This is a genomic window from Arthrobacter sp. Bz4 (assembly GCF_003075455.1).
Classification (GTDB): Bacteria; Actinomycetota; Actinomycetes; order Actinomycetales; family Micrococcaceae; genus Arthrobacter_D.
Map to the genome: position 1 here is coordinate 224,235 of NZ_QDAE01000003.1, position 25,224 is coordinate 249,458.

Below are 25,224 nucleotides of genomic sequence, written 5' to 3' on the forward strand. Positions count from 1 at the left end.
GGGCGCCAGTTTAGAGGATCCCGAGGTTACGGCGCAGCTCGTATGGCGTGACCTGGATGCGGTAATCATGCCATTCGGCCCGCTTGTTCCGCAGGAAGTTCTCGTAGACCTGCTCGCCCAGGATTCCCGCCACGAGTTCCGAGTCCTCCATGACCCGGATGGCGTCATGCAGGCTCGCTGGCAACGGGTCGTGGCCCATGGCGCGCCGTTCGGTGGCGGTCAGACTCCAGACGTCGTCCTCGGCACCCGGTGGCAGCTCGTAACCTTCCTCGATACCCTTCAGACCCGCACCGAGCAGCACCGAGTAGGCGAGGTACGGATTGCTGGCCGAATCGATGCCGCGATATTCGATGCGGGCTGACTGGCCCTTGTTGGGCTTGTACAGGGGAACGCGGACCAGGGCTGACCGGTTGTTGTGGCCCCAGGAGAGGTAGCTTGGGGCCTCTCCCCCGCCCCAGAGGCGCTTGTAGGAGTTCACGAACTGGTTGGTGACGGCAGTGAATTCCGGTGCATGCTTGAGGATGCCGGCAATGAACTGGCGTGCTGTCTTGGACAGCTGAAACTCGGCGCCCGCTTCGTAGAACGCGTTGGCGTCGCCCTCGAACAGGGAGAAGTGGGTGTGCATCCCGGAGCCGGGGTGGTCGGAGAACGGCTTCGGCATGAAGGTGGCATAGCTGTCCTGGGTCAGCGCCACCTCCTTGATGATGGTTCTGAAGGTCATGATGTTGTCGGCGGTCTGCAGCGCGTCGGCGTAGCGCAGATCGATTTCGTTCTGGCCGGGACCGGCCTCGTGGTGACTGAACTCCACCGAGATGCCCACCGATTCGAGCATCGCGACGGCGGTGCGCCGGAAGTCCTGCGCCACGCCACCGGGAACATGGTCGAAGTAGCCGGCCTGGTCCACGGGCACAGGCTGTCCATCGGGTCCCAGCTCATCGGATTTGAGCAGGTAGAACTCAATCTCGGGGTGGGTGTAGCAGGTGAAACCCATGTCGGCGGCTTTCGCGAGCGTCCTTTTCAGGACGCCGCGCGGATCGGCGGTGGACGGCATGCCATCGGGGGTGAGAATGTCGCAAAACATCCGCGATGTGGGTTCTTTCTCTCCACGCCACGGCAGGATCTGGAAGGTCGAAGGATCAGGCTGTGCCAGCATGTCGGACTCGAAGACGCGGGCCAGCCCTTCAATGGACGAACCGTCGAACCCCAGGCCCTCCTCGAATGCGCCCTCCACCTCGGCCGGAGCCAATGCCACCGACTTCAGGGAACCCACAACGTCGGTGAACCACAGCCGCACAAACCGCACATCGCGTTCCTCGATGGTACGCAGTACAAATTCCTGCTGCCGGTCCATAGCTACCCTCTTTCATGCTGTCGGTGTGTGTCCCGGGTGTCATCATGAGTGTCGGTCCACCAGTTCACTCTACTGATACTCACGCATTGTTAAGCCCGCGTGCCACCCGGGCTTCTGAAGTAGGCTCGACATATGACTTCAGCAGAGATTCCAGCGCCCTACGGCACGGGTGCCCGCGATGCCGACGCCGGGGCCGCACCGGCCGCGTCGCAGCCGCGGACTCCGGCCCGGATCCGCACTCATCACCTGCAGCAGGCGAAAAATGATGGACGCCGCTTCGCCATGCTCACTGCCTATGACCAGTACGCCGCGGAGATCTTCGACGACGCCGGCATCGAGGTGCTGCTCGTCGGCGACTCTGCCGCCAACAACGTGTTGGGCTACACCACCACCCTGCCGATCACCGTCGATGAGATGATCATCTTCTCGCGTGCCGTCATCAACGGTGCCTCCCGGGCGTTGGTGGTCTGTGACCTGCCCTTCGGCAGCTACGAAATCTCCCCCGCGCAGGCCATCGAATCGTCGGTCCGCCTGATGAAAGAGGGAGGGGTTCATGCCGTCAAGATGGAGGGCGGCCGCCACTACGCCGACACCGTCCGTGCCCTGACGACCGCCGGTATCCCCGTCATGGCCCATATCGGGTTCACCCCTCAGAGCGAGCATGCCTTGGGCGGGTACCGGGTCCAGGGCCGTGGGGACGCTGCACAGGAACTGATTGACGACGCCGTCGCCCTCGCCGAAGCCGGAGCGTTCTGTGTGCTCATGGAGATGGTGCCCGCCGAGGTGGCTGCCGCCGTCGACCGCGCCGTTCGCGTACCGACCATTGGGATTGGCGCAGGCAACTCGACCACCGGCCAGGTCCTGGTATGGCAGGACATGGCCGGGGTTCGTACGGGCCGCCAACCCAAGTTCGTCAAACAGTTTGCCGACGTCCGCTCAGTGCTCGCAGCGGCTGCGACGACGTACGGCGAGGAGGTCCGGAACGGGACGTTCCCCGGGCCGGAGCACAGCTTCTAGGAGCTACTGCTCGTCCTCGGCATCCCACGCCTGGTTTCGCTGGGCTACTTTTTCCAGGGCACGCTCGGCCTCCGCACGTGTGGGGTAGGGCCCAATCAGTTTCCGCCAATCTGACTGCGCGTCCTCCTCGATCTCGTGGGTTTGCACGTTGTACCAGAACTCGGCCATGAGGGTCCTCCTTGATGGTGACTTTCGGCGGGACGCCGTGGCGCCTATAAGATCAAGAGTATGCCTCAGCAATCCGTCAGTGCACCCGTTGGAACACTCGAACCAGGAACCGTCAGTCCCCAACTACCGGTCCCGGTGAGTATTCCGCGCCCCGAGTATGTTGGGCGCAGCGGACCTGCCCCCTTCACCGGGTCCGAGGTCAAGACTCCCGAAACCATCGAAAAGATCCGCCGTGCGAGCCGGCTGGCCGCACAGGCCATCGTCGAGGTTGGCCGCCACATCGAGCCCGGGGTGACCACCGACCAGCTGGATCGGGTAGGCCACCAGTTTCTCGTGGACCACGGCGCCTACCCCTCGACCCTGGGCTACCGCGGATTCCCGAAATCGCTTTGCTCCTCCCTCAATGAAGTGATCTGTCACGGCATCCCCGACACCACCGTGCTGCGCGACGGCGACATCCTGAACATTGACATCACCGCCTACCTTGACGGCGTCCACGGCGACACCAACTACACGTTCCTGGTGGGCGACGTCGACGACGAATCCCGCCTCCTGGTCGAGCGCACCAAGGAATCGCTGAACCGTGCCATCAGGGCGGTGGCTCCAGGCCGGGAAATCAATGTCATTGGCCGGACCATCGAGTCCTATGCCCGCCGGTTCGGCTATGGAGTGGTGCGCGACTTCACCGGCCACGGCGTCGGCGAAGCCTTCCACACCGGGCTGATCATTCCCCACTACGATGCCGCCCCGGCCTATAACCGGATTATCGAACCGGGCATGACCTTCACCATTGAACCCATGCTCACCCTCGGAACCATCGAGTGGGACATGTGGCCGGACGAGTGGACGGTCCTGACCAAGGACCGCCAGCGCACCGCCCAGTTTGAGCACACCCTTTTGGTGACCGACAGCGGCGCCGAGATCCTTACCGTCCCCTAACCACCGGGTTCCCGCGGCGCTCCGCCGCGCCGGCGACCCCCCACCTACACCTGGAGAACCATGGGCAAGAGCAGCGAGAAGAAGCACGGCAAGTCCCTGCCGAACACAGTGATCGGCATCGATATCGGCGGCACCGGCATCAAGGGTGGCATCGTCGATCTGGTCGAAGGTGAGATCGTTGGGGAGCGCTTCCGCGTGCCCACCCCGCAGCCCTCCACTCCTGAGGCCGTCGCCGAAGTCGTGGCGCAGATTGTCGCTGAGTTGTCGACCCGGCCCAGCGCACCCGGCCCAGAGGTGCCGGTCGGTGTCACCTTCCCGGCCATCATCCAGCACGGTATCGCCCGTTCCGCAGCCAACGTGGACCAGAGCTGGGTCGACACCGACGTCGACGGCCTCTTCAGCAAAGTGCTGGACCGCGATGTGCACGTCATCAACGACGCCGACGCAGCCGGTCTCGCCGAGGTGCGGTACGGGGCTGGCAAGGGGGTGGACGGCACTGTTCTGGTCATTACCCTGGGGACCGGGATCGGTTCGGCGTTCATCTTTGACGGGAAGCTGGTACCTAACGCCGAGCTCGGGCACCTGGAGATTGACGGGTACGACGCCGAAACCCGGGCCTCAGCAGTCGCCCGCGAACGTGACGGCATTGACTGGGACGAGTACTCGGTCCGCCTGCAACGGTACTTTTCGCATGTCGAGTTCCTCTTCTCACCGGAGCTGTTTATTGTCGGTGGCGGCATTTCCAAGCGCAGCAAGGAGTACCTGCCCGGACTGAACCTGCGCACCCGCATCATCCCGGCCCAGCTGAGGAACCAGGCGGGCATCGTGGGCGCCGCACTGCAGGCAGCACTGCACTTCAAGCGCCTGGCGAAACTGGCCGCAGCAGTCCCCGACGCGTAACCATCGCGGCGTCGTCGTCGGGCGACCGTCGACGACGCGCGATGGTCTGTGAGTGGTTGGTGCCGGTGGTGGCGTCGGCTTCCCCTCCGCAGCCACCACCGGAGCTTGTGTTACTGCGCGGTCAACGGCCTTTGGGTGCCCGTCGGCGCAGTTGGCGCTTCGCCCGCTTCGCGGCGCAGTTTCGCGATAGCCGTCTCGAAGTCCTCGAGGGAATCGAATCCCCGGTACACGCTGGCGAACCGGAGGTAGGCGACCTGATCCAGCTTCTGCAGCGGACCCAGGATTGCCAGACCCACCTCGTGGGCATCGATTTCCGCGGCCCCACTGGCCCGGATCGATTCTTCGACTTCCTGCGCGAGCAGCGCGAGGTCGTCTTCGGTCACCGGACGTCCCTGACAGGCTTTCCGTGCACCGTTGATCACCTTGCTGCGGCTGAAGGGCTCCCCGACGCCCGAGCGTTTGATCACGCTGAGGCTTGTCGTCTCAACGGTGGTGAATCGCCGTCCGCACTCCGGACATTGACGACGCCGGCGGATTGCCGAACCATCGTCGGCCAGGCGACTGTCGACCACCCGTGAATCGGCGTTACGGCAGAAGGGACAAAACATGCCGCGCCTTTCGATCAGTGGGGACAGGCAGCCGGGCTACCGTGTGGAACACCACCATTCTAGAACTAGATATGGGAAAACTACAACAGTGTCATTACTACATGTAGTGGTTTCAGTGGAACCGGGCGGTGACGGCATCACCGTGGGCTGGTAGGTCCTCCGCGGTGGCCAGGCTGGTGATGTGCTGGCTCACTTCCTCGAGAGCCGACCGGTTGTAGTTGATCAGCTGCACCGCCTTCAGGAAGGTAGTGACGTTCAGGCCTGAAGCGAAGGATGCGGTCCCGCCGGTGGGCAGGACGTGGTTCGACCCGGCGCAGTAGTCGCCCAGGCTCACCGGGCTGTAGTCCCCCACAAACACGGCACCGGCGTTACGAATCCGGCTGGCCACCAGTGCGGCGTCGGCGGTCTGAATCTCCAGGTGCTCTGCCGCATACGCGTCGCAGACAGCGATGCCGTGCTCGACGTCGTCCACCAGGATGGTGCCCGACTGCTGACCTGCGAGAGCCTCGCGCACCCGGTCGGCGTGTTTTGTGGTCGCAATCTGCGCCGACAGGTGGCCCCGGACACGAGCGGCAAGGTCTTCGGAGTCGGTGATCAGAACCGACGCAGCGTTGGGGTCGTGTTCGGCCTGGCTGATCAGGTCTGCAGCAATCAGCCGCGGATCCGCGGTGTTGTCAGCCAGTATGGCGATCTCAGTGGTGCCAGCCTCGGAATCAATCCCGACGGTCCCCTTGAGCAGCCGCTTGGCGGTCGCGACATAAATGTTGCCCGGACCCGTCACCACGTCCACCCGGTCGATAGCGTCGTCGCCCTCGCCGCCGTCCACCCCATAGGCAAATGCTGCGATGGCCTGCGCGCCGCCGATGGCGTACACCTCGGTAATGCCCAACATCTCGGCCGCCGCGAGAATGACCGGGTGCGGGAGCCCTCCGAATTCCTTCTGTGGCGGGGAGGCGAGAGCAATCGATTCGACTCCGGCCGCCTGTGCCGGCACCACATTCATCACTACAGAGGACGGGTAGACAGCCAATCCGCCCGGAACATAGAGGCCCACGCGGCGGACCGCTATCCACTTGTGCGTCACGACGGCGCCCGGGGAGATTTCCACCTCGACGTCGTCGGGAACCTGCGCGGCGGCGAAGCGGCGGGCACGATCGATCGACTCGGCCAGGGCCAGCCGTACATCCGGAGCGAGTTCGGCCAGGGCCTTGGTCAGGGCCTCCCGCGGAACCCGCGGAGAGGCCTGCTCGACCCCGTCGAACCTCAGCGCTAGCTCGGTCAGCGCGACCAGGCCGCGTTCCCGCACATCGGCGAGGATCGCTGCGACCGGGGCCTCAACGCCGGAGCCTCCCATTTCCGGTCGTGGCATCACTGCGCTGAGAGCCACGCCGGTAAGGGCACTGCCTCGCAGATCGATGGTCCGGAAGTCAGCGAAAGAGTCGGCGGAGGGCTGTTGGGCGAGCGAAATATTCACGCTCCAAGTCTAGCGGGCAGCTCAGGACAACCCCGCTGATGCCCGGGCGTCGACCAACATTTCATGAAGGTCGCACCCGGTGGTCCGTCGTCAGATGGCGGTCCTTGGAGCGGTGCCCTCCGTGCCGGATTCCCGAAGCGCCTTGCGTTCCCGCGCCTTGTCCAGGGCATTGATCATGGGTGCGGCGGTGACGCCGTGAAGGAGGATCGACATGACGATGACCAAGCCGACAATGCGCCATAGAGTCTCATCCTCGCTAGCGAACTCGCCCTTGGAGAGGGCGTAGCTGAGGTAGTAGATGGAACCGATACCGCGGACGCCGAAGAAGGAAATGACGGCGCGTTCCCAGGGCCCGGTGCTGCCTCGTGCGAGGCTGATCCACGCCGCGATGGGCCGCACCAGCAGGAGGAAGGCGAGCGCAACAAGGATTTCACTGAGGGTGACTCCTGCCAGCAGTCCCCTTGCCACGGCGCCGCCCAGTAGGACGAGCACCACCACTGTGAGTAGCCGTTCGAGCTGCTCGATGTAGCTGTGCAGCACTCCGTGGAACCCGTGCGTCTGTTCGCCTGAGCGGATAGTCACGGCGCAGACGAAGACGGCAATGAACCCGTATCCTTCGACCATTTCGGTGACCCCGTAGGTGAGGAAGGTGGCTGCGAGAGCAACAAAGCCCTCGGAGTGACTGGCCAGCCGGGCGCTCTCGATTCGGGACTGGAAGAAGATCCTGCTCAGCAGCTTGCCCATTCCGAAGCCCAGTAGGCATCCAATGGCTATCCGCCAGACCACATCCAGGGCGACAAACTCGGGGAACCACGCCGAAGGCGAACTACCCACCAGGCTGATGGCGATGGCGAGATAAACGAACGGGAAGGCAAGGCCGTCGTTGAGCCCGGCCTCGGAGGTAAGCCCGAATCGCACCTCATCCTCGCCTTCGAGTTCTTCCTCCGTTTCGGAGGGCGCTCCGACCTGCACTTCCGATGCCAGCACCGGATCCGTGGGCGCCAGGGCCGCCGCGACGAGGATCGCTCCAGCCAGCCCGAGGCCGAGCACCCACATTCCGAGCAGCGTGAAAACGATCAAACACAGCGGCATCGCGATCCCGAGCAACCGCCAGGTGGTGGCCCAACGCTTTAGTCCCACCTTTCGGTCCAGGGCTAGCCCCGCGCCCATGAGGGACACGATCACGCAAATCTCACTCAGGTGAATTGTCACATCGCTGTACGCAATCGGGTCCGGGTCCGGCAGCCCTTCGGCGAAATAGAACACCACGAAGCCGGCGGCAAGGAACATCATTGGCATCGAGACCGGGGCCCGCAGCAGCAAACGTGGCAGCAACGCGGCTGCGAAGACAGCAATCCCGGCGGCAGCGAATATCACACTCGGTGTTTCAAACACCGGTACCTCTTTCGTTATGCGGACTAGTGCACCCTGTGTGAACCACGCAAGAGTAGGTTACGCCGAATTGGCACTGCACGTGACGAGCGCCTAGCTTCTGCCTTTCCCGCGATGCTGGGCCGCACCCTGGGGGTGCCAGCCCCCAGAGTGCGAGAGGGGCTAGTTGTTTTTACCGCGGGCGGCAACCCGCCAGCGGTCGACGACGACGCCGCTGCTCAGTACCGTCACCTCGTCCACGAGGTTCATGGTTAGGCACACATGGTTGGGAATCACCCGCAACCGCTCGCCCAGTGCTGGCAGTTGTGCACCGTCGGGCCAGCTGACCGTGGCATGGTGCTCGGACAGTGCGCTAATACGGGCTTCGGGATGGTCCGCGAGCCGCCCGAACCCGGTGGCCCAGGCTGGGCGGTCACTGCCGATCACCTTGCTGCCAGCATCCAGGATGACTCTGCGTGGCGCGTGAGCGTCACCTTCATGGCGGCTGACAACAGTTGACGCGATAGTCAAAGCAATATCGTCCAGGGTGCACCGCCCCAGCTCCAGCTGTTGAGCGTCTCCGAAGACATACACTCCGGGTCGGACTTCGGTTGCCGCTGATGTGCGTGTGAGGGTAGCCGTCGGGGTCGACCCGCCGCTAATCCGGGAGACCTCGAACCCTGCGGCCCCAACCAGCCGGGCTGCTTCCGCGAGCGCTTCCTGTTCCTGATCGGCTGCGCTTACTGGCATACCCGGCGCATAGCTATGCCCAGGGAAGGTGAAGACCCCCGACACCCTTAGCCCGGCCTCGGCCGCCGAACGAGCGACCTCAACCGCTGCCGATGGGCTCACCCCGCTGCGATGGTGACCGCTGTCTATCTCCACCAGGATTTCGATCCTGTCCGCGGCACCCGAAAGCGCCTTGCCCATCGCGCGAGTGGCTTCGACTGAATCCGTCCCGACGGCGACCCGTGCTGTGGCGCTGAGTTGAATCAGTCGGCGGGCATGATGGGGAGTGACCCAGAGCGGATAGGCGATGAAGAGGTCCGTCGCACCATGGTCCACAAAGATTTCAGCTTCCCCGATGGTCGCTACCGTCAGACCCACCGCACCCGCGGCCAGCTGTAGTGCGGCGATCTGCGGGATCTTGTGGGTCTTCACATGCGGTCGAAGACCCATCCCCTTGCCTTGCACCACCGTGGCCATCCGATCGATGTTGCGCTGGAGGGTGTCCAGGTCAATCATGACCTCTGGGGTCTCAATACCTTCCGGCACAGGATTAATCATTCCTCCATAGTCCCCTGCCCTCCCCCACATGCGTGGGTGGGCTCGAGGCATTCTCGTCAGGACCCGGCTGATGGTTGTCCTCGACACCACCACTGTCACGATCGCGGCCGGACTCCTTGCGGGTTTATCGCGGGTTGCGCTACGGTCGGCGCAGCCTCGTCAGAACGGCCGCGTTGGCTGTCCTGAGTGTCGCCGTCGACCCCTGGCTGGAAGGTAGAAGCCCAATGTCGCTTGTTCGTGTTCACAATTTTACTGTCTCGATCGATGGATTCGGCACGGGCGAGGGGCAACAACTGGACGCGCCTTTCGGGCATGCCGGGACGCGCTTGCTTGAATGGGCCCTCCCGACACGCACTTTCCAGCGCTTGGGTTTCCACGGCGAGGAACGGGGCTCCAACGGTGTCGACGAAGTCTTCGCCAGCCAATGGGCCTCCGGCATCGGAGTCGAAATCATGGGCCGGAACAAGTTCGGGCCTCAGCGCGGCCCGTGGGCCGACGAACAGTGGAAGGGTTGGTGGGGAGACAATCCGCCCTTCCACACCCCTGTAGTCGTCCTGACTCACCACTTACGTCCGACACTGGCCATGGACGGCGGCACCACATTCCACTTTGTGGACGCCGAGCCTGCCGAAGCGCTCGAACAGGCTCGCACCCTCGCCGGCGATCTCGATGTGCGAATCGGCGGTGGCGCCGCCACCGTCCGGCAGTTCCTTGAAGCCGATCTGGTCGACCAAATGCACCTGGTTCTTGTCCCGATCTTCCTTGGCCGGGGGGAACGGCTGTGGGACTCCCTCGAAGGGCTCGAGGAACGCTTCCACATTGAGGCAGCGCCCTCCCCCAGCGGTGTCATCCATCTGACCTTCGACCGACGTCCGGGACCCCCAAGTGAGCGGTGACCATGGTCATCACCTGTTAGCGCGCCAATGACCCTGCGGCGGGCCCACATAGTTCCCGGTCAGAGCCATACTTCGCAGTGTTTCCCTGTCCTCGGGTGGGCAATGGATCCGCGCGGTAATTAGGGCACGGAGTTGGGGTTTCCGGCTTGGTTTAGCTTTCGCCCCTTGTGGAGCCCAACTTCGAACGAGGTAAAGGAGATGAGGGTTACCGCGATCAACGGAAGTACGAACCAGGCCATGGCAGCGGTGAATCCGCCGAGCGCGTCGTGTGCTGTAGCGGCCAGCACAACGTAACCGGTGTAGGCGAGGTATAGCCCCACGAACAGAATGCCTTCCCAGCGTGCGACGGCAAATCCGGTGAATGCGATGGGCAGCAAGGCTACTGAAGCCGCCAGCATTACCGGCATATCGAACGCGACCGCGGCAGTGGCCACGGTAATGCCTTCAAGAGAGATCAGTGCCGGAAGACCGAGGACCACCCCGATGTTGAATATGTTGCTGCCCACCACGTTACCGACGGCCAGGTCCCGTTCACCTCGCCGCACCGCGATGATCGATGTTGCCAGTTCTGGCAGTGACGTTCCGACTGCCACTACGGTCAACCCGACCACGAGACTGCTCACGCCCAACGAGGAGGCGATGCTCACTGCACCGTCAACCAGCAACGAAGCACCAGCGACCAGTAGGGCTACCCCCAGCAGTACGAGCAGGAGCGATCTTACGAAGGAGTCGGCGCGCACCACCGTTTCCTTCTCCTCCGCTTGTTCTTTGGTCGAGTCAGCGGTGGTTGGGGTGTTATGCAAGTTCGGTGTGGTGTGAAGGCTTTTGACCTCCCGTCGACTGACGAGAATGGTCATCACAGTGTGCACCACAACGACACTGAACAGGAGCAGCCCATCCAGGGCGCTGATACTCCCATCCAGTGATAAGAGCAGCAGACCGGCAGATAGGCCAACCATTAGGGGCAGATCGAAGCGCACCAATCGTTGCTTCACGGCAATGGGCAGAATTAAGGCGGATATTCCCAGAATGAGCAGGACGTTGACGATGTTACTGCCGACCACGTTCCCCACTGCGAGGCCCGGTTCATCGCGGATCACGGCACCGATGGTCACGGCCAACTCCGGTGCTGAGGTTGCCGCCGATACGACAGTGAGCCCGACCACCAGCGCAGAAATTCCCGCACGTCGGGCCAGCGATGACGCTCCCCGAACCAGAAATTCTCCCCCCAGAACAAGCAACATCAGGCCGACCACGATCCGTCCGACGTCAAGAGCATCCATGGGTAAAAGTGTACGGGGCTACCTACGGCTAGCTGCCGGAAGGGTTCAAAAGGGCCAGGACATTGCTTCGAGGTTGATTCAGGTCAAGGGTTGCAGTACTCGCAGAAGCGCGGGTCGGCTCGGGGTGGGTCAGTCAGCTCGCGAGTGCAGCGGTACTCACAGTTGATGCACCCATAGATGACGGCGCGGGTTTCGCTTGTGGGTTCACCGCAGCTGGAGCACTTCAGCCCTGAAATTCGCTCCACTTTCCAGAATCCTGGGCTGGCGCACTCCGGGCATCTGGAGCGAATCCGCTGCGAAAGATCTTCCGCAGCGAGGCGGATAGTTTCCATACGAGTGGGATTGGCGCAAGCACGCATATCTGTCTCCAGAAAGACCTGCCCTTCCCCCGATTGGGCCTGAGCGGCCGAAAAGGCCAGCTCCAGCTCGGTCCAGTTGGATAGTCCCTTACGGAAGGCGGGGTCCTGCTCGCCGTCCGGTCGAACAACTAAGTGATGGTCAGGAAACTTGGATCTACAGGCAAACCCGCGGGCCTCCGCCCAGTCCGCGGTCAGCAGATGAGAGAAATTCGTCTTACCTTGGGCCATGGCGACAATCTCCAGCTCACGGCCTGTGTCGATCCATAGGATGAGTTCAATATTCCAGGGAAACATTCCAAGGTAGGGATCTGTTGCAAATGAGCCCTCGCTGGCGATACCAATTGGCAGTCCCGACAATTTCATGCCCATCTGCGCCTTCCTGCGTGCAGCCTCCAGCTGTGTGCCGGCGCGCGGAATGTCACGGGTGAAAGTACCGAGCAGATCAGTATCGTAGCCTGCAACATGTTCAACCCGGCAACCAAGCGCATCGTCTAGCACCGGGCCGATGACCCGCTCCTTGCCATGCTGGGTAAGTAGAGCTATCCGTTCACCCGGATACATGGGGAGCGGCATTGGTGTGCCGACATGGATAGCGGGCATTTGCAACCTCTCCGTGGACGACCCCAGACAGGAAGGATAGGTGCCCTTCTTGGCTGGGTCTTCCGTGACTTAATACATGAAGTATAGTTCAGGAATAGAATTCCGGAGACGATGAGGAGCCGTCATGGTGTCTTCGGTGTTCATCCCACACGCCAGCGCACAGACAGCGAATTTTCACCAATGCCGACGTTTGTGCAGCAGTAAGAAAGGCCCACGTGATCGATCCCATCATCCTTTTCTTCCTGCTCGGCGCAGTGGCGGGACTCCTGCGTTCGGAGTTGCGCCTACCGGCAGCAGTTTACGATTTCATCAGCATTGTGTTGCTGCTATCCATCGGACTCAAAGGCGGTATAGAGCTCGCCAGACAGCCCTTCGTCACTCTGCTGCCGCAGATGCTCGCCGTTGTTGCGCTGGGGTTCCTTCTCTCGCTGGTTGCCTTCCCCACACTCCGCTATCTGGGTCGCTTCAACCGAGCAGATTCCGCTTCCATCGCAGCCCACTATGGCTCAGTGAGTGTGGGCACTTATGCGGTGGCCGTCGCTTACCTGGGTAGCCGCGAGATTGCATTCGAAGAGCACATGCCGTTGCTCCTGGTGTTGATGGAAGTGCCAGCCATCATTATGGGAATCATTCTGGCCCGAGGCCTCTCCCGCGAAACCAGGTGGAAATCAATTGGCCATGAGGTTTTCCTTGGGAAAAGCGTGGTGTTGCTCCTGGGTGGGCTTCTCATCGGATGGCTGGCGGGCCCGGACGGGCTCTCTTCGATTGAGCCGTTCTTTTTTGACCTTTTCAAGGGATTCTTGGCCCTTTTCCTGCTTGAGATGGGGCTCATCACGGCGACGCAGATCGGCAGCCTACGCAAGCACGGAATTTTTCTCGTCGCCTTTGGAATAGTCATGCCACTCTTTTCCGGCCTGGTCGGGACCGGGCTCGGCTGGGCTTTGGGCCTCTCCATCGGTGGAACCATGGTTCTTGCCACGCTAGCGGCAAGTGCGTCGTACATCGCGGCGCCAGCAGCCATGCGCATTTCAGTTCCCGAAGCCAACCCAACCCTTTCGCTGGCCGCCTCGCTGGGGATAACGTTCCCGTTCAACGTACTGATCGGAATTCCGATCTACTACACGATGGCCGTGTGGGCACATACTGCTCTCGCTGGAGGATGAGACTGATGCAAAACCGAACAACTAAGCTGCTAACAATCATCACCGAATCGGTGCTTGAAACCACACTCGCGCGCGAGCTCGACCGACTGAATGCTCGCGGCTACACCATCACCGATGCGCGAGGGAAAGGCCACCACGGCGTGCGTAACGCCGGCTGGGAACCGAGCAGCAACATCCGCATCGAGGTGGCATGCGATGAAGCGACGGCCGGGGCGATCGCCGGGTTTCTCGAAAAAAACTATTCCGACAACTACGCAATGATCTTGTTCACGAGCGACATCGAAGTCCTGCGTTTGAACAGACCGCCCAGCACCGCCACGTGAGAAACTCCGGCCGTTAAAGGCAAGCAGCAGGACAGCCGGCCGAAACGCCGCGATCCGCCAGCTATGACACAGGCATAGTCTTCTGCCCCACCATGATCGCGGCACCAACCAGGAGCTTGACCTAGCCCAGCCAAGCCCGAGAACGCCCCACAAGGGCACAGCTAACCGAACCGTCCCGTGAATCAAGCCGCCTGCTTGTTGGCGATGAGGAATATTCGGACAACCGATCCACTGTCCTGCGCCCTGCACGCTGACGGAGGTCGGGAGGACACTGCATGGGCATCGTCGCGATCCTTTTTACAGAAAATAGCGGCATCGAACCCGGGCTTCATTTATGCAGTTGGTTCCTTTGCTGGTGACTTTTGCCAAGGCCACCTGCCGGTAATCTCGAGTTCAAGCGAGAAGCTGAGGAATGTTCGGATCAGGACGATCAGACCCAGCACGCCGACTGATTCAAAAGTGGGGGTTACTGCAACGGTCCGAATGATGTCCGCTGCTACCAGCAGCTCAAGGCCGAGAAGAATGGATCTTCCCAGTCTTCGGCGGTAAGTCTCGTAGGTCTTGTGGCCTTCGTTTTTTCGCCGTCGCAGCAGGGCGCCAGCGGCAATCAGGCTCGCAGCGATGATACCGATCACTATCGCGGCGACACCGGCCGCGTCGACCGCTTTACCAATCCCTTCCATCACTTCCTTGAATTCCACTCTGCTGCACCTGCCTTTTATGTCGGAGAACCGAGCTGAGGTTCATCGTGAGGACACTCTGAGCCGTTCTGAAGTTAGTTGCAACGACCGCTGGTGACGCGTGTCAGTCGGACTCGTGCCGGGTGGACGTTCCTTCCGTGGGCGCGGCGTCGTCGTTCCGTCGGCGTACCACGAGCCATTGGGTCACAACGATGATCAGGGCGACGACGGCGGTGATTATCAGGGTGAATGGGTCTGATTGCGCTTTGAGAAGGATGAAGGGTATCAGGACGGCGACGTCGAGGACGATCGCCACCCAGGGGATCCAGGTTTTGGCTTCGACGTCGTCCTTCAGGTGCCGGATGATGCCCCAGTGGATGGCGATGTCCATGACCAGGTAGAGGATCGCGCCGAGGGAGGCGATCTGGGAGAGGTCGAAGAAGGCGGCCATGAGGATGGCTAGTCCGGCGGTGATGTATAGCGACTGGTGTCCCTCTTTGCCGGGCAGGCCGGGGGCCTGGCCCATGTCACGGAGCATGTCGTAGAGTTTCGAAACTGAGAACAGGCTGGCGACTAGTCCCGAAAGGGTAGCGACCACCGCGATCGCCACGGTCAGGCCCACCCCCCATGACCCGAACGCCGGCTCCGCTGCTTCCGCGAGAGCATAGTCGCGGGCCTCCACGATCTGAGGGACGGTGAGGCTCCCGGTGACCGCGACGGTAATCATCAGATAGAGCACGGTGCACAGGCTGATGGCGATCATGATGGACCGTCCAATATTGCGTTTGGGATCACGCAGGTCCCCGCCCTGGTTGGTGATCGTGGTGAATCCCTTATACGCCAGAATGCACAGTGCGACCGCGCCCAGAAATCCCAGGAGCCCTGCATCCGGTGGTGTGCGGTCCGTGGTGGTGAACAGGTCCCCCAGGGAGGAGAGACCGGCGGTGAGGATCCCGGCAACGGCTAGGACCGCGATGCCAACAATCTTGATCGCTGCGGTGACCGTAGCGGAGCGTTCCACCAACGTATTGCCCACCAGATTCACCAACGCTGCACCCGTAATGGCTATTACAGCCAGGACCGGTACCCAGAGGGTAGAGTCCTGCAGTCCGAAGGGACGCAGCAGATAGGTTCCAAAGGTGCGCCCAAGAAGGCTTTCGGCCAGGATCATCGACACGTACATGAATAACGAGAACGAGCCGGCAACCACCCCGGGGCCGTAGGCGGCCTTGAGCAGCATGGCGATGCCGCCGGAAGATGGATTCTTTGCGGAGTAGCGGATGTAGGAGTAGGAGCTGAACCCCACGACCACGGCGCCGGCGAAGAACGCCCACGGTACCCAGCCGCCGGCCAGTTCGGCCACCTGGCCAACGAGCGCGAAGATACCCGCCCCAATCATGACCCCGGTCCCCAGGGCCACGGAACCGGTCAACGACAGTTTCTGCTCATTCTTCGATGATGATTCGGCTTCCATGCGGTCATCCTTTCGCCTCATGCCTGCACCTAGTTTCTTTACGACTGTTCAGTTGGGCTTGCGTGTGGCGGGGAGGGCATAACCCAAAGGATCCCGTTGAGTCCCCAGCCGAGGATAGTGACGAAGAATAACACCCGTGACGAATCTGGTCGGCACCTATTCGATAGGTGGCATAAAGAGTCGGGGGTTCTCTCCCAGATCGAGGCTGTACTACTTTGTCGAAGAGATTTTAGTCGGTAGCAAGGGATGCGGCGCTGGCAGCTTCCAGGTATGCCTGCTCTTCCCAGTCCTCGAATGCATCATCGTCGAGGTCTACTTGTAGTTCTTGTTCCACGGTCGCTGGATAGAATTCTTCGTGCACCTCACCAATCACCCCTACCGGCATTCCTGGGGCAAGTTCAGGAAGGTCCTCCTGGTGTATTACCAGCAACGGCTTGATAATGACTGCATCGATGTCGACGACATCGATGCAGGTGGAACCGTGTTGCTTACAAGGGTAAACATGTTGGGGGAAATCACCTCTCCGACGATGGCGGCAATGGTAACTTCCTCGCCAACATAGAACTCCAGGTCGTCGAAAAACGCGGTGTCGTAAACCCCCGTGTAATCGGCGTAGGGCTGAGCTGGCTCGGACACTTCCTCTAGTACTTCATCGGTTTCCGCCGTCTCCTCATTGACGAGGCTCGGCAGGTCATCGTCGGGACCTGCGCACCCGTTTAGCACGAACAATGTGACGGGGAGGATAGCTACCACAGCCGCTCTGCGCAGCGTTTGCCTACTTCGGCTGTCCATCATGGCTCCTGTTCTCGAGTTGAGAGGTTTCCATCCACTCTGTCTGTAGAGCTCACATCGGTCAAGGAACGCTGTCCGCTAGACGTCCGTGCGGAGTCGAAGCGTGCGGAATCGAAGGGCGTCACAGCCCGGCTCCTTACTCTTTGCAAGATCACACTTCGGCGGGGCCGGGGATAAGAAGGGTTACGGTCCGATAACTGGGGTAGAAATGCGATACAAAGCTTGCTTACGGTCGAAGGGACGCAGCCAGTACAGTCCCATCACATGCGAGGACCGGCCGCGGCACGGGCCCCGCTGAAGAAGGAATTGGGCCTGGGCACCAATGAGGAGGAACGACTCACACGGCGCGCTTTAGACGCGGCGTTTACCCCACGCTAGTTCGATCAGCGTCGAGACGAAGACCACCAGAGCCGCGGCCCCGGGCCAAATCGCCGCTACGCCCGGGGATAGCAAGACAAAGTCTGGATCTGCGCCGAACATCATGCCCAGCCACTGTCCGATAAGCACCGCTAGCACCGATCCGAGGATCGATCCGCCCACCGCCGACCCAATCCGCTGCCATGCCCCGGGGAGATCCATCCGTTGAACGAGAAGCCAGCCCACCACGATGCCAACCACCAGCTGAAGACCACCGAGCGTCAGATCGGTCACCAGGGCCGCTTCCTCGGGGGCTGGGTCGCCGTACAGACCCCCACCCGGCGCGGCGAACCACCACGCCATACCCATTAGCAACCCCAGACCGACCATCGTGGATGCCCACCAAAGAAGCGAGGTGGGTGGGACGGCGGTGTCTTCGGTGGCAACCGAGTACACCGGCGGCGGATAGCTTCCGGCCTGCTCGGCGTCGGGACTGGAGGATCGCATGACTTATACATTAACAAAGTTATGCGGCACCAAGGCCTCCCTTAGGGTGGGGTGCGTGAATGATCTACGCCCAGCCGACCCAACAGTCCATGACTCAACAGCAGCTTTCCGGGACGCGTTCCGCCGCCATCCGGCCGGGGTAGCGATCATCACTGCTGTCTATGAGGGCCAGCCGTTCGGATTCACCGCAACATCCGTTTCGTCGCTTTCCGCGGACCCGCCCAGGTTTAGCTTCAACATGGCCCGCACCTCCTCGTCCTGGCCCGCCGTCGCGAACACCAACTACATCGGCGTCCACATGCTCGGGCTGGGTAACCGCGAGCTGGCCGACCGGTTCGCCCGGAGCCGCGACCGTTTCAGCGGAGATCACTGGAAGCCCGGACCGCACGGTGTGCCGCTGTTGGAGGGTGTGGCAGCACACCTGATCGGCCGCATCAGCATGAGGCTGTCCTTCGAAAACAACGCGGTCGTGGTCGCCGAGGTGGAGGCCGGCGAGGTCGGCCCGCCGGGCGTTCCCCTGCTCTATCACGGCGGCGTTTACGGGCAACCCACAGCGCTGGATTACGAGATCTAGCGCGTCAGACCCCTACACGTCCAGGCAGGCCGGCCCCAGTAACACTTTCAGGTCGCCGAAGAGCGATGACGTCGGGTTGACTCTCAGTTCAACGCCGAGCCTCATTACTTCGACCTTCCGGTTGCTGTTCAACCGGATCTGGACCTCGCTGGTACCAGGGTGGGTCCTGAGGACGTCCCGCAGCGCCACGACTGCCGTCTCGGTCGCCTTGTGGTGCGCCATGGAGATCACCACCGGCCCGGAATGGCCTTCACTAAGGTCCGGAACGCTGAGCTCCTGCGCGTTCAGGGTGACCGCACCGTCGTCGCGCCGCTGCAAACGTCCGCGGACGACGACGATGAGGTCCTCGGCGAGGACCCCCGCGATTGGGCCGTAAACCTGGCCGAAGAACATCACTTCCATCGACCCGGCGAGGTCTTCGATTTCGGCGCGGGCGTAGGCGTTGCCGCTGTTCTTGGCGATCCGCCGCTGCAACGAGGTGATCATGCCGGCGATGGTGACCATCGCGCCGTCGGCCGGGCCTTCGTCGCTGATGATCGAGGTGATCGAGGAGTCGGCGTGCTGGCTCAGGATCCCGTCGAGTCCCTGCAGCGGGTGATCGGAAACGTAAAGTCCCAGCATGTCCCGTTCGAAGGAAAGCTTGTCCTTCTTCTCCCACTCCGGCAGATCCGGCACCTCAACGGAGAGCCCACCCACCGATCCGGGTTCGTCGAAGGCACTGAAAAGGTCAAACTGGTTGGCGGCCTCGTTGCGTTTGAGGACGATCACCGAATCGACGGCTTCCTCGTGGATCATGGCCAGGGCGCGCCGCGGATGCTTGAGCGAATCGAACGACCCGGCCTTGATCAGCGATTCGATAGTCCGCTTGTTGCAGACCACAGCCGGCACCTTCTGCAGGAAGTCGCTGAAGGAGGTGAAAGCGCCCTTCTCGGTGCGGGCTCCCACCATCGCGCCCACCACGTTGGCGCCGACGTTACGGATGGCCCCCATCCCGAAGCGGATGTCAGTGCCGACCGGGGTGAAGTTGACGCTGGATTCGTTGACGTCCGGCGGGAGCACCGTGATACCCATGCGGCGGCACTCGTTGAGGTAGATCGCGAGCTTGTCCTTGTCATCGCCGACGCTCGTGAGCAGGGCGGCCATATACTCGGCCGGGTGGTGGGCCTTGAGGTAGGCCGTCCAGTAAGACACCAGCCCATAGGCCGCAGAGTGCGCTTTGTTGAACGCGTAGTCGGAGAAGGGCAGCAGGATGTCCCACAGCGTTTTGATCGCCGCTTCGGAGTATCCGTTGTCCTTCATGCCGTTGGCGAAGCCCTCGTACTGCTTATCCAGTTCGGATTTTTTCTTCTTGCCCATCGCCCGGCGCAGGATGTCCGCGCGGCCCAGCGAATAGCCAGCGACCTTCTGGGCAATCGCCATCACCTGCTCCTGATACACGATCAGGCCGTAGGTGGTTCCCAGGATTTCGGCGAGTGGTTCTTCCAGTTCGGCGTGGATGGGGGTGACTTCCTGGGCGCCGGTCTTGCGCAGGGCGTAATTGGTGTGCGAGTTCGCACCCATCGGTCCTGGTCGGTACAGCGCGATGACAGCCGAGATATCTTCGAAGTTGTCGGGGCGCATCAATTTCAGGAGGGCACGCATCGGGCCACCGTCGAGCTGGAACACACCCAGGGTGTCGCCGCGGGCCAGCAGCTCGTAGGAGCCCTGGTCCTCGAGGTCCAGCTCCTCGAGCACCAGGTCGATGTCCTTGTTGAGCTTGATGTTCTCCACCGCGTCGGTGATGATCGTCAGGTTCCTCAGCCCGAGGAAGTCCATTTTGATCAGCCCGAGGTTTTCGCAGGTCGGGTAATCAAACTGGGTGATAATCTGACCATCCTGGTCACGACGCATCAACGGGATGATGTCGATCAACGGGTCCGAGGACATGATGACGCCCGCCGCATGGACGCCCCACTGGCGCTTCAGGCCTTCGAGGCCAAGCGCTGTCTCGAAAACTTTCGCGGAGTCGGCGTCGGACTTCAGCAGTTCACGCAGTTCCTCGGCCTCGGAGTACCGCTTGGAGTTCTTGTCATGCACATCGGTCAGGGCCAGGCCCTTTCCCATGACGTCTGGCGGCATTGCCTTGGTGAGCCGCTCCCCCATCGAGAACGGGTACCCCATCACCCGGGAGGAATCCTTCATGGCCTGCTTGGCCTTGATGGTGCCGTAAGTGACGATCATGGCGACTCGCTCGTCGCCGTACTTCTCGGTGACGTACCGGATCACCTCGGAACGGCGCCGATCATCGAAGTCGACGTCGAAGTCGGGCATGGAGACGCGCTCCGGGTTGAGGAACCGTTCGAAGATCAGGCCGTGCTGCAGCGGATCGAGGTCTGTGATGCGCATAGCGTAGGCGACCATTGACCCGGCACCGGAGCCTCGGCCGGGGCCCACCCGGATGCCGTTGTCCTTGGCCCAGTTGATGAAGTCGGCGACCACCAGGAAGTAGCTGGGGAACCCCATCTGGGTGATGACGCCGGTCTCATACTCGGCCTGCTTGCGGACCGCGTCGGGGATGCCCGTGGGGTACCGGTACTGCAACCCCGTCTCGACCTCCTTCACGAACCAGGACTGCTCGCTTTCACCCTCGGGGACGGGGAAGCCAGGCATGTAGTTTGCTTTGGTATTGAACTCGACGTCGCACCGCTCGGCGATGAGCAGGGTGTTGTCGCAAGCATCCGGGTGATCCCGGAAAATGGAGCGCATTTCGGCGGGCGACTTCAGGTAAAACTCGTCGGCGTCGAACTTGAACCGTTTCGGGTCGGCCATGGTGGAACCGGACTGCACGCACAGGAGCGCCGCGTGGGCTTTCGCGTCCTCGGCGTGGGTGTAATGCAGGTCGTTGGTGGCCACCAACGGCAACCCCAACTCCTTGGCAAGTTTGATCAGGTCCGACTGGACAGCGCGTTCAATATCGAGCCCATGGTCCATCAACTCGCAGAAGAAGTTGTCGACGCCGAAAATGTCGCGGAAATCAGAGGCCGCCTTGACTGCCTCGCGGTAGAGACCGAGGCGGAGTTTTGTCTGCACCTCCCCGGAGGGACAACCGGTGGTGGCGATGAGGCCCTTGCCGTAGGTCTGGAGCAGGTCGCGGTCCATCCGGGGCTTGTAGAGGTAGCCTTCCAGCGATGCCAGGGAAGACATCCGGAACAGGTTGTGCATCCCCTCGGTGGTTTCAGCCCACATGGTCATGTGCGTGTAGGCGCCGGCACCCGAGACGTCATCGCGGCCACCACCACCCCACTTCACGCGGGTCTTGTCAGCCCGGGCGGTGCCCGGCGTCAGATACGCCTCGACGCCGATAATGGGTTTCACCCCGGCGGCCCGCGCCTTGTCCCAAAAGTCGAACGCCCCAAACACAAACCCGTGGTCGGTGGTGGCCAGCGCATTCATGCCCAGTTCCTCGGTGTGGCTGAACAGGTCAGTCAGCCGGGCGGCGCCGTCGAGCATTGAGTACTCGGTGTGATTATGCAGATGAACGAAGGAGTCTTCGCGGGTTGGCTTGGCCGGGGAAGCTTGGGGAGATGCTGATGAAACCACCATCCCATTCTAGGTCAGTCGGCCGGCGCCCCCGGCTGACATGCCGGTCCGCGAACGAGGCGTCACGGCCTAGACGTTCCCGGCCGCCAGGGCGTCGAGGGCATACTGCAGATCATTGGGGTAGGGGCTGGTCGCGCTGACGGTGTCGCCTGAGACCGGATGTTCGAAGGTAAGTTTCTGGGCGTGGAGCCATTGGCGGGTGAGCCCCAGGTTGGCGGCAAGCCGAGGGTCAGCGCCGTATGTGAGATCCCCCACGCAGGGGTGCCGAAGCGCCGAAAAATGGACCCTGATCTGGTGGGTCCGGCCGGTCTCGAGGTTGACCTCGAGAAGGCTAGCCTTCCCAAACGCTTCGAGCACCTTGTAATGAGTCCTGGAGGGCCTTCCGTCTTCCAGCACAGCGAACCGCCAGTCGTGGGCCGGGTGTCTACCAATCGGGGCGTCAATGGTACCAACCAGGGGGTCCGGGAGACCCTGGACCAGCGCATGATAGACCTTCTCCACGGTGCGTTCCTTGAACGCCCGCTTCAGGACCGTGTAGGCGTGCTCGGTTTTGGCGACCACCATCGCTCCGGAGGTTCCCACATCCAGGCGGTGGACAATGCCGGCGCGTTCGGTGGCACCCGACGTCGAGATCCGGTACCCGGCGGCGGCGAGGGCGCCGACGACCGTCGGGCCCACCCACCCCGGCGACGGGTGCGCGGCGACCCCGACCGGCTTGTCGATGACCACCAGATCGTCATCGTCGTAGAGAATCCCCATCCCGTCAACAGTTTCGACGACCACGGCCAGCGGGTCGACGCTTGCCGGAACCCTGATTCTTAGGACGGCACCGGCAGCGGGCCGGTCGGATTTACCAACGGGTTTGCCGTCGCTCGTCACGAACCCTGCCACACACCAGGCGGCGGCAGCGGAGCGGGACACCCCGGCGACGGCGGCGAGCACGGCGTCCGCGCGGGCGCCTCCTAGCTCGGTGGGAACGCGTTCGTCCCGTTCGACGGCGTTCACTTGGCGTCCGCCGAGCCGTCAACCACAGGTTCGTCGTTGCTGCGCTTGCCGTCCATGCCGATCCCGCGCAAGGTGAGCAGACAGATCAGGCTGACGCCCGTGACCACGGCTGAATCGGCGATGTTGAAGATGGCGAAGTTGGGCAGGGCGATGAAGTCGACCACATGGCCCTGCCCAAACGATGGTTCGCGCAGCAGACGGTCGGTCAGGTTGCCGAGCGCGCCTCCGAGGACCAGCCCCAGGGCTGTTGCCCACCACCAGGACGCCACCTTTCGGATCTGGGAGATGATCGCAATTGATACGACGGCCATGATGATGGTGAAAACCCAGGTGTAGTCGGTGCCAATCGAAAAAGCGGCACCGGGATTGCGGATGAAGTGCCAGTTCAGCAGAGGCGGAAGGACCGGGGTGATCTGTCCCTCGGTCATGGTGGAGACGACCCAGATTTTGGTCAACTGGTCAGCTACGTAGATGACGGCGAAGCACGCGACGAAGAGCAGCGCGTAGCGCGCACCCGTACGCCCGCGATGGCTGGCCGCCGTAGGGGTCTCACGGGCGGCGGGGGAGGTTTCATCGGACCCGGTTGGGTTGCCGTGCTCTGGTGTCTGGTCTGTCATAGCGCTTTCAGGTTTGGCGCTGCCGCTGACTGCGCCGGGGTGGGGTGGACTGCCGCATAAAGGTTGACATCCAGCCTACGGCAGAGGCCGACCGCCGGGAATTCCCGGGGGCCGGCCTCTTGAGTTGCCTTTAGCTGGACTGCACCGGTCATCTGGTGCAGCGGTAATACAGGTGAAGCGCCTAGGAGCCGGTGGCTTCGGAAGCTACCGATCCGCGGGAATCCAGATCGCGCAGCTGGCCTTCAATGTAGGCCTTCAGACGTGAACGGTAGTCGCGTTCGAAGCTGCGGAGCTGCTCAACCTTGCCTTCGAGCACAGACTTCTGCTGCTCGAGGGCGCCCAGGGTCTTACGGGTCTTCTCCTCGGCCTCGTTGACCATGCTGCTGGCTTCGATCTGCGCCTCGGCGATGATCTTGTCGCGCTGTTCGACACCGGCGTTGACGTATTCGTCGTGAAGCTTCTGAGCCATCGCCAGCACACCGGCAGCCGATTCAGCTGAACTGGTGCCCGAAGCGGCTGGTGCTGCCGCGGCGGGTGCTGCAGCAGCAGCCGGACGCTCTTCGGACTTCTTCTCTTCACCCTTGGGCTCTTCAACCTTTGGCTGTTCCTTCGCCTTGGGCTCGTCCTTCGCCTTGGGCTCGTCCTTGACCTCTTCGGTATGCGAGCTCGCCGACACGGGGGCGGGAACCACAGCGTTCTGGGACGTTGAGGAGGAGGCGTCCGCGAGCTTGCGCCGCAGTTCGTCATTCTCCTGGTTCAGGCGACGGAGTTCGACAACGATCTCATCGAGGAAATCGTCTACCTCGTCCTGGTCGTAGCCTTCACGAAACTTAGTGGGCTGAAACCTTTTGTTGACAACATCTTCTGGCGTCAGGGCCATCTGGTCACCTCATAGTGGTTATAAGACATGCCTGCCTATGAAGCAGACCTGACTACGGTACCGAATTGCGGACATAAAACTCGAGAATTCACACCAATTATGTGATTCAGCGTATATCTTTTGAGACTCGAAAACTAACCGGCTAGACCGACGTGGCCAAGCCGGCGGCGACGAACATGAGAATGGTTACTCCCAGGAACACCACCAAGAATGCCAGATCCAGTGACACTCCACCCAGCCGCAACGGCGGGATCAGTCGGCGAAGCGCCTTGATCGGCGGGTCGGTCACAGTGTAGACGCCCGAAGCCAACACCAGGGCCAGTCTCTTGGGGCGCCAGCCACGCGCAAACATCTGCACGGCATCGTAGACGATCCGAATAATCAGGGCTATCTGTACGACCATCAGTACCAGATAGATCAGAACAAAAACCAAACTCACGCGGCAGTCACAGTCCTAAAAGCGATACTTTGAGAGGAACTCGTGAACCAGTTAACCACGCTAGCTTTGATTGAAGAAACTAGCCTGCGCCTCGCTGGCCTTCTGGTCTTCTCCGAGTACCTCGATGTAGGAGGGCGACAGGAGGAAGACCTTGTTGGTAACCCGTTCGATGCTGCCGTGCAGACCAAAGACCAGACCAGCCGAGAAGTCCACCAGGCGTTTTGCATCCGATTCACCCATGTCGGTGACATTCATGATCACTGGGATGCCGTCGCGGAAGCTTTCACCGATCAGTTTCGCATCGTTGTAGGACCGTGGGTGCACGGTGGTGATCTGACGGAGAGCTGCCGAATCCTCGCGTGAGGACTGTGCGCGCTTGATCGGGGTCACCGGGGCACGGTACTCGTCCACCGGAGCGAGCCTGGCCGCCTGCGGGGCGTCAGCATGCCGGTCGTCACGGTCGTAGTCCACTAGGTGATCCTCGTTCCTGCTTTGTAAGTTCTTCTGCTCGGACTCGTAGTGCTCATCACCGTCGGCGAGCCCAAGATAGATCATTGTCTTGCGCAGTGCGCCAGCCATGG

At 61.9% G+C, this 25,224-nt stretch carries 25 protein-coding genes; 7 read left to right on the top strand and 18 right to left on the bottom strand.

All coding sequences use genetic code 11. The features are described from left to right. Positions 1-10: 10 nt before the first annotated feature. Complete coding sequence (glnA, locus tag DDA93_RS04230; protein WP_024477355.1) at positions 11-1,351, bottom strand: type I glutamate--ammonia ligase; 1,341 nt, start codon at positions 1,349-1,351, stop codon at positions 11-13. A 132-nt stretch (positions 1,352-1,483) separates the two neighbouring features. Here glnA and panB point away from each other — a divergent pair, with 132 nt between their 5' ends. Further along, a complete protein-coding gene (panB, locus tag DDA93_RS04235; protein ID WP_116778124.1) occupies positions 1,484-2,368 on the top strand; it encodes a 3-methyl-2-oxobutanoate hydroxymethyltransferase in 885 nt (294 codons plus the stop codon). A 3-nt stretch (positions 2,369-2,371) separates the two neighbouring features. On the opposite strand, the gene DDA93_RS04240 is transcribed toward panB, so the two are convergent. Next, the gene (locus DDA93_RS04240) at positions 2,372-2,536 is read right to left on the bottom strand and encodes an SPOR domain-containing protein (protein WP_019481305.1); all 165 of its coding nucleotides are present in this window, start codon (positions 2,534-2,536) and stop codon (positions 2,372-2,374) included. 60 nt (positions 2,537-2,596) lie between these two features. Here DDA93_RS04240 and map point away from each other — a divergent pair, with 60 nt between their 5' ends. Next, positions 2,597-3,475 (top strand): type I methionyl aminopeptidase, encoded by an 879-nt coding sequence (gene map, locus DDA93_RS04245; protein WP_024477357.1) that lies wholly within the window; start codon positions 2,597-2,599, stop codon positions 3,473-3,475. 60 nt (positions 3,476-3,535) lie between these two features. Continuing rightward, positions 3,536-4,375 (top strand): polyphosphate--glucose phosphotransferase, encoded by an 840-nt coding sequence (ppgK, locus tag DDA93_RS04250; protein WP_019481307.1) that lies wholly within the window; start codon positions 3,536-3,538, stop codon positions 4,373-4,375. A gap of 110 nt (positions 4,376-4,485) precedes the next feature. Here ppgK and nrdR read toward each other — a convergent pair whose 3' ends face one another. From nrdR to DDA93_RS04270, 4 genes are all read right to left on the bottom strand, one after another. Then, complete coding sequence (gene nrdR, locus DDA93_RS04255; RefSeq protein ID WP_019481308.1) at positions 4,486-4,983, bottom strand: transcriptional regulator NrdR; 498 nt, start codon at positions 4,981-4,983, stop codon at positions 4,486-4,488. A gap of 112 nt (positions 4,984-5,095) precedes the next feature. Further along, on the bottom strand, positions 5,096-6,457 hold the full coding sequence (hisD, locus tag DDA93_RS04260) for a histidinol dehydrogenase (RefSeq protein ID WP_116778125.1): 1,362 nt from the start codon (positions 6,455-6,457) through the stop codon (positions 5,096-5,098). Between the two features lie 90 nt (positions 6,458-6,547). Beyond that, on the bottom strand, positions 6,548-7,852 hold the full coding sequence (locus tag DDA93_RS04265; protein WP_026040871.1) for a cation:proton antiporter: 1,305 nt from the start codon (positions 7,850-7,852) through the stop codon (positions 6,548-6,550). Between the two features lie 159 nt (positions 7,853-8,011). Continuing rightward, on the bottom strand, positions 8,012-9,112 hold the full coding sequence (locus tag DDA93_RS04270) for a D-TA family PLP-dependent enzyme (protein ID WP_116778147.1): 1,101 nt from the start codon (positions 9,110-9,112) through the stop codon (positions 8,012-8,014). Between the two features lie 227 nt (positions 9,113-9,339). On the opposite strand from DDA93_RS04270, the gene DDA93_RS04275 reads away from it, so the two are divergent. Continuing rightward, positions 9,340-10,011: a dihydrofolate reductase family protein gene (locus tag DDA93_RS04275; RefSeq protein ID WP_116778126.1), complete on the top strand. Its 672-nt coding sequence runs from the start codon at positions 9,340-9,342 to the stop codon at positions 10,009-10,011. Positions 10,012-10,130: 119 nt separating this feature from the next. Here DDA93_RS04275 and DDA93_RS04280 read toward each other — a convergent pair whose 3' ends face one another. Both DDA93_RS04280 and DDA93_RS04285 read right to left on the bottom strand, forming a co-directional pair. Next, positions 10,131-11,294 (bottom strand): calcium/sodium antiporter, encoded by a 1,164-nt coding sequence (locus DDA93_RS04280; RefSeq protein WP_116778127.1) that lies wholly within the window; start codon positions 11,292-11,294, stop codon positions 10,131-10,133. An 83-nt stretch (positions 11,295-11,377) separates the two neighbouring features. Continuing rightward, positions 11,378-12,253 (bottom strand): DUF6671 family protein, encoded by an 876-nt coding sequence (locus DDA93_RS04285; protein WP_116778128.1) that lies wholly within the window; start codon positions 12,251-12,253, stop codon positions 11,378-11,380. A gap of 215 nt (positions 12,254-12,468) precedes the next feature. On the opposite strand from DDA93_RS04285, the gene DDA93_RS04290 reads away from it, so the two are divergent. Both DDA93_RS04290 and DDA93_RS04295 read left to right on the top strand, forming a co-directional pair. Beyond that, entirely contained in the window at positions 12,469-13,416 is a 948-nt protein-coding gene (locus tag DDA93_RS04290) for a sodium-dependent bicarbonate transport family permease (RefSeq protein ID WP_116778129.1), read from the top strand. A gap of 5 nt (positions 13,417-13,421) precedes the next feature. Next, the gene (locus DDA93_RS04295; protein ID WP_019481316.1) at positions 13,422-13,739 is read left to right on the top strand and encodes a hypothetical protein; all 318 of its coding nucleotides are present in this window, start codon (positions 13,422-13,424) and stop codon (positions 13,737-13,739) included. Positions 13,740-14,071: 332 nt separating this feature from the next. Here DDA93_RS04295 and DDA93_RS04300 read toward each other — a convergent pair whose 3' ends face one another. From DDA93_RS04300 to DDA93_RS04315, 4 genes are all read right to left on the bottom strand, one after another. Continuing rightward, a complete protein-coding gene (locus DDA93_RS04300; protein WP_019481317.1) occupies positions 14,072-14,440 on the bottom strand; it encodes a DUF1622 domain-containing protein in 369 nt (122 codons plus the stop codon). A 103-nt stretch (positions 14,441-14,543) separates the two neighbouring features. Continuing rightward, positions 14,544-15,893: an APC family permease gene (locus DDA93_RS04305; protein ID WP_116778130.1), complete on the bottom strand. Its 1,350-nt coding sequence runs from the start codon at positions 15,891-15,893 to the stop codon at positions 14,544-14,546. A 420-nt stretch (positions 15,894-16,313) separates the two neighbouring features. Then, complete coding sequence (locus DDA93_RS04310) at positions 16,314-16,616, bottom strand: hypothetical protein (RefSeq protein WP_133185424.1); 303 nt, start codon at positions 16,614-16,616, stop codon at positions 16,314-16,316. A gap of 420 nt (positions 16,617-17,036) precedes the next feature. Beyond that, positions 17,037-17,549: a hypothetical protein gene (locus DDA93_RS04315; protein WP_019481325.1), complete on the bottom strand. Its 513-nt coding sequence runs from the start codon at positions 17,547-17,549 to the stop codon at positions 17,037-17,039. 55 nt (positions 17,550-17,604) lie between these two features. Between DDA93_RS04315 and DDA93_RS04320 the strand changes: the two genes are divergently transcribed. Next, a complete protein-coding gene (locus DDA93_RS04320) occupies positions 17,605-18,123 on the top strand; it encodes a flavin reductase family protein (protein WP_024476039.1) in 519 nt (172 codons plus the stop codon). Positions 18,124-18,135: 12 nt separating this feature from the next. Here DDA93_RS04320 and dnaE read toward each other — a convergent pair whose 3' ends face one another. The 6 genes from dnaE to sepF form a co-directional block, all read right to left on the bottom strand. After that, the gene (dnaE, locus tag DDA93_RS04325) at positions 18,136-21,705 is read right to left on the bottom strand and encodes a DNA polymerase III subunit alpha (RefSeq protein ID WP_024476040.1); all 3,570 of its coding nucleotides are present in this window, start codon (positions 21,703-21,705) and stop codon (positions 18,136-18,138) included. Between the two features lie 66 nt (positions 21,706-21,771). Further along, positions 21,772-22,707, bottom strand: coding sequence for an RluA family pseudouridine synthase (locus DDA93_RS04330; RefSeq protein WP_019481328.1), 936 nt, complete (start codon positions 22,705-22,707; stop codon positions 21,772-21,774). Continuing rightward, positions 22,704-23,324, bottom strand: a complete 621-nt coding sequence (gene lspA / locus DDA93_RS04335; RefSeq protein ID WP_019481329.1) for a signal peptidase II — start codon at positions 23,322-23,324, stop codon at positions 22,704-22,706. The genes DDA93_RS04330 and lspA overlap by 4 nt, the downstream gene beginning before the upstream one ends. A gap of 181 nt (positions 23,325-23,505) precedes the next feature. Continuing rightward, on the bottom strand, positions 23,506-24,204 hold the full coding sequence (locus DDA93_RS04340) for a DivIVA domain-containing protein (protein ID WP_019481330.1): 699 nt from the start codon (positions 24,202-24,204) through the stop codon (positions 23,506-23,508). A 142-nt stretch (positions 24,205-24,346) separates the two neighbouring features. Continuing rightward, complete coding sequence (locus tag DDA93_RS04345) at positions 24,347-24,643, bottom strand: YggT family protein (RefSeq protein ID WP_116778132.1); 297 nt, start codon at positions 24,641-24,643, stop codon at positions 24,347-24,349. A 60-nt stretch (positions 24,644-24,703) separates the two neighbouring features. Then, positions 24,704-25,222: a cell division protein SepF gene (sepF, locus tag DDA93_RS04350; protein WP_019481332.1), complete on the bottom strand. Its 519-nt coding sequence runs from the start codon at positions 25,220-25,222 to the stop codon at positions 24,704-24,706. Positions 25,223-25,224 lie beyond the last annotated feature (2 nt).

Excerpts from the sequence above, each read along its gene's own strand:
- glnA (WP_024477355.1), bottom strand. The coding sequence starts at position 1,351 with ATGGACCGGCAGCAGGAATTTGTACTGCGTACCATCGAGGAACGCGAT.
- panB (WP_116778124.1), top strand. The coding sequence starts at position 1,484 with ATGACTTCAGCAGAGATTCCAGCGCCCTACGGCACGGGTGCCCGCGAT.
- DDA93_RS04240 (WP_019481305.1), bottom strand. The coding sequence starts at position 2,536 with ATGGCCGAGTTCTGGTACAACGTGCAAACCCACGAGATCGAGGAGGAC.
- map (WP_024477357.1), top strand. The coding sequence starts at position 2,597 with ATGCCTCAGCAATCCGTCAGTGCACCCGTTGGAACACTCGAACCAGGA.
- ppgK (WP_019481307.1), top strand. The coding sequence starts at position 3,536 with ATGGGCAAGAGCAGCGAGAAGAAGCACGGCAAGTCCCTGCCGAACACA.
- nrdR (WP_019481308.1), bottom strand. The coding sequence starts at position 4,983 with ATGTTTTGTCCCTTCTGCCGTAACGCCGATTCACGGGTGGTCGACAGT.
- DDA93_RS04275 (WP_116778126.1), top strand. The coding sequence starts at position 9,340 with ATGTCGCTTGTTCGTGTTCACAATTTTACTGTCTCGATCGATGGATTC.
- DDA93_RS04280 (WP_116778127.1), bottom strand. The coding sequence starts at position 11,294 with ATGGATGCTCTTGACGTCGGACGGATCGTGGTCGGCCTGATGTTGCTT.
- DDA93_RS04285 (WP_116778128.1), bottom strand. The coding sequence starts at position 12,253 with ATGCCCGCTATCCATGTCGGCACACCAATGCCGCTCCCCATGTATCCG.
- DDA93_RS04295 (WP_019481316.1), top strand. The coding sequence starts at position 13,422 with ATGCAAAACCGAACAACTAAGCTGCTAACAATCATCACCGAATCGGTG.
- DDA93_RS04305 (WP_116778130.1), bottom strand. The coding sequence starts at position 15,893 with ATGGAAGCCGAATCATCATCGAAGAATGAGCAGAAACTGTCGTTGACC.
- DDA93_RS04315 (WP_019481325.1), bottom strand. The coding sequence starts at position 17,549 with ATGCGATCCTCCAGTCCCGACGCCGAGCAGGCCGGAAGCTATCCGCCG.
- dnaE (WP_024476040.1), bottom strand. The coding sequence starts at position 21,705 with ATGGTGGTTTCATCAGCATCTCCCCAAGCTTCCCCGGCCAAGCCAACC.
- lspA (WP_019481329.1), bottom strand. The coding sequence starts at position 23,324 with ATGACAGACCAGACACCAGAGCACGGCAACCCAACCGGGTCCGATGAA.
- DDA93_RS04340 (WP_019481330.1), bottom strand. The coding sequence starts at position 24,204 with ATGGCCCTGACGCCAGAAGATGTTGTCAACAAAAGGTTTCAGCCCACT.
- sepF (WP_019481332.1), bottom strand. The coding sequence starts at position 25,222 with ATGGCTGGCGCACTGCGCAAGACAATGATCTATCTTGGGCTCGCCGAC.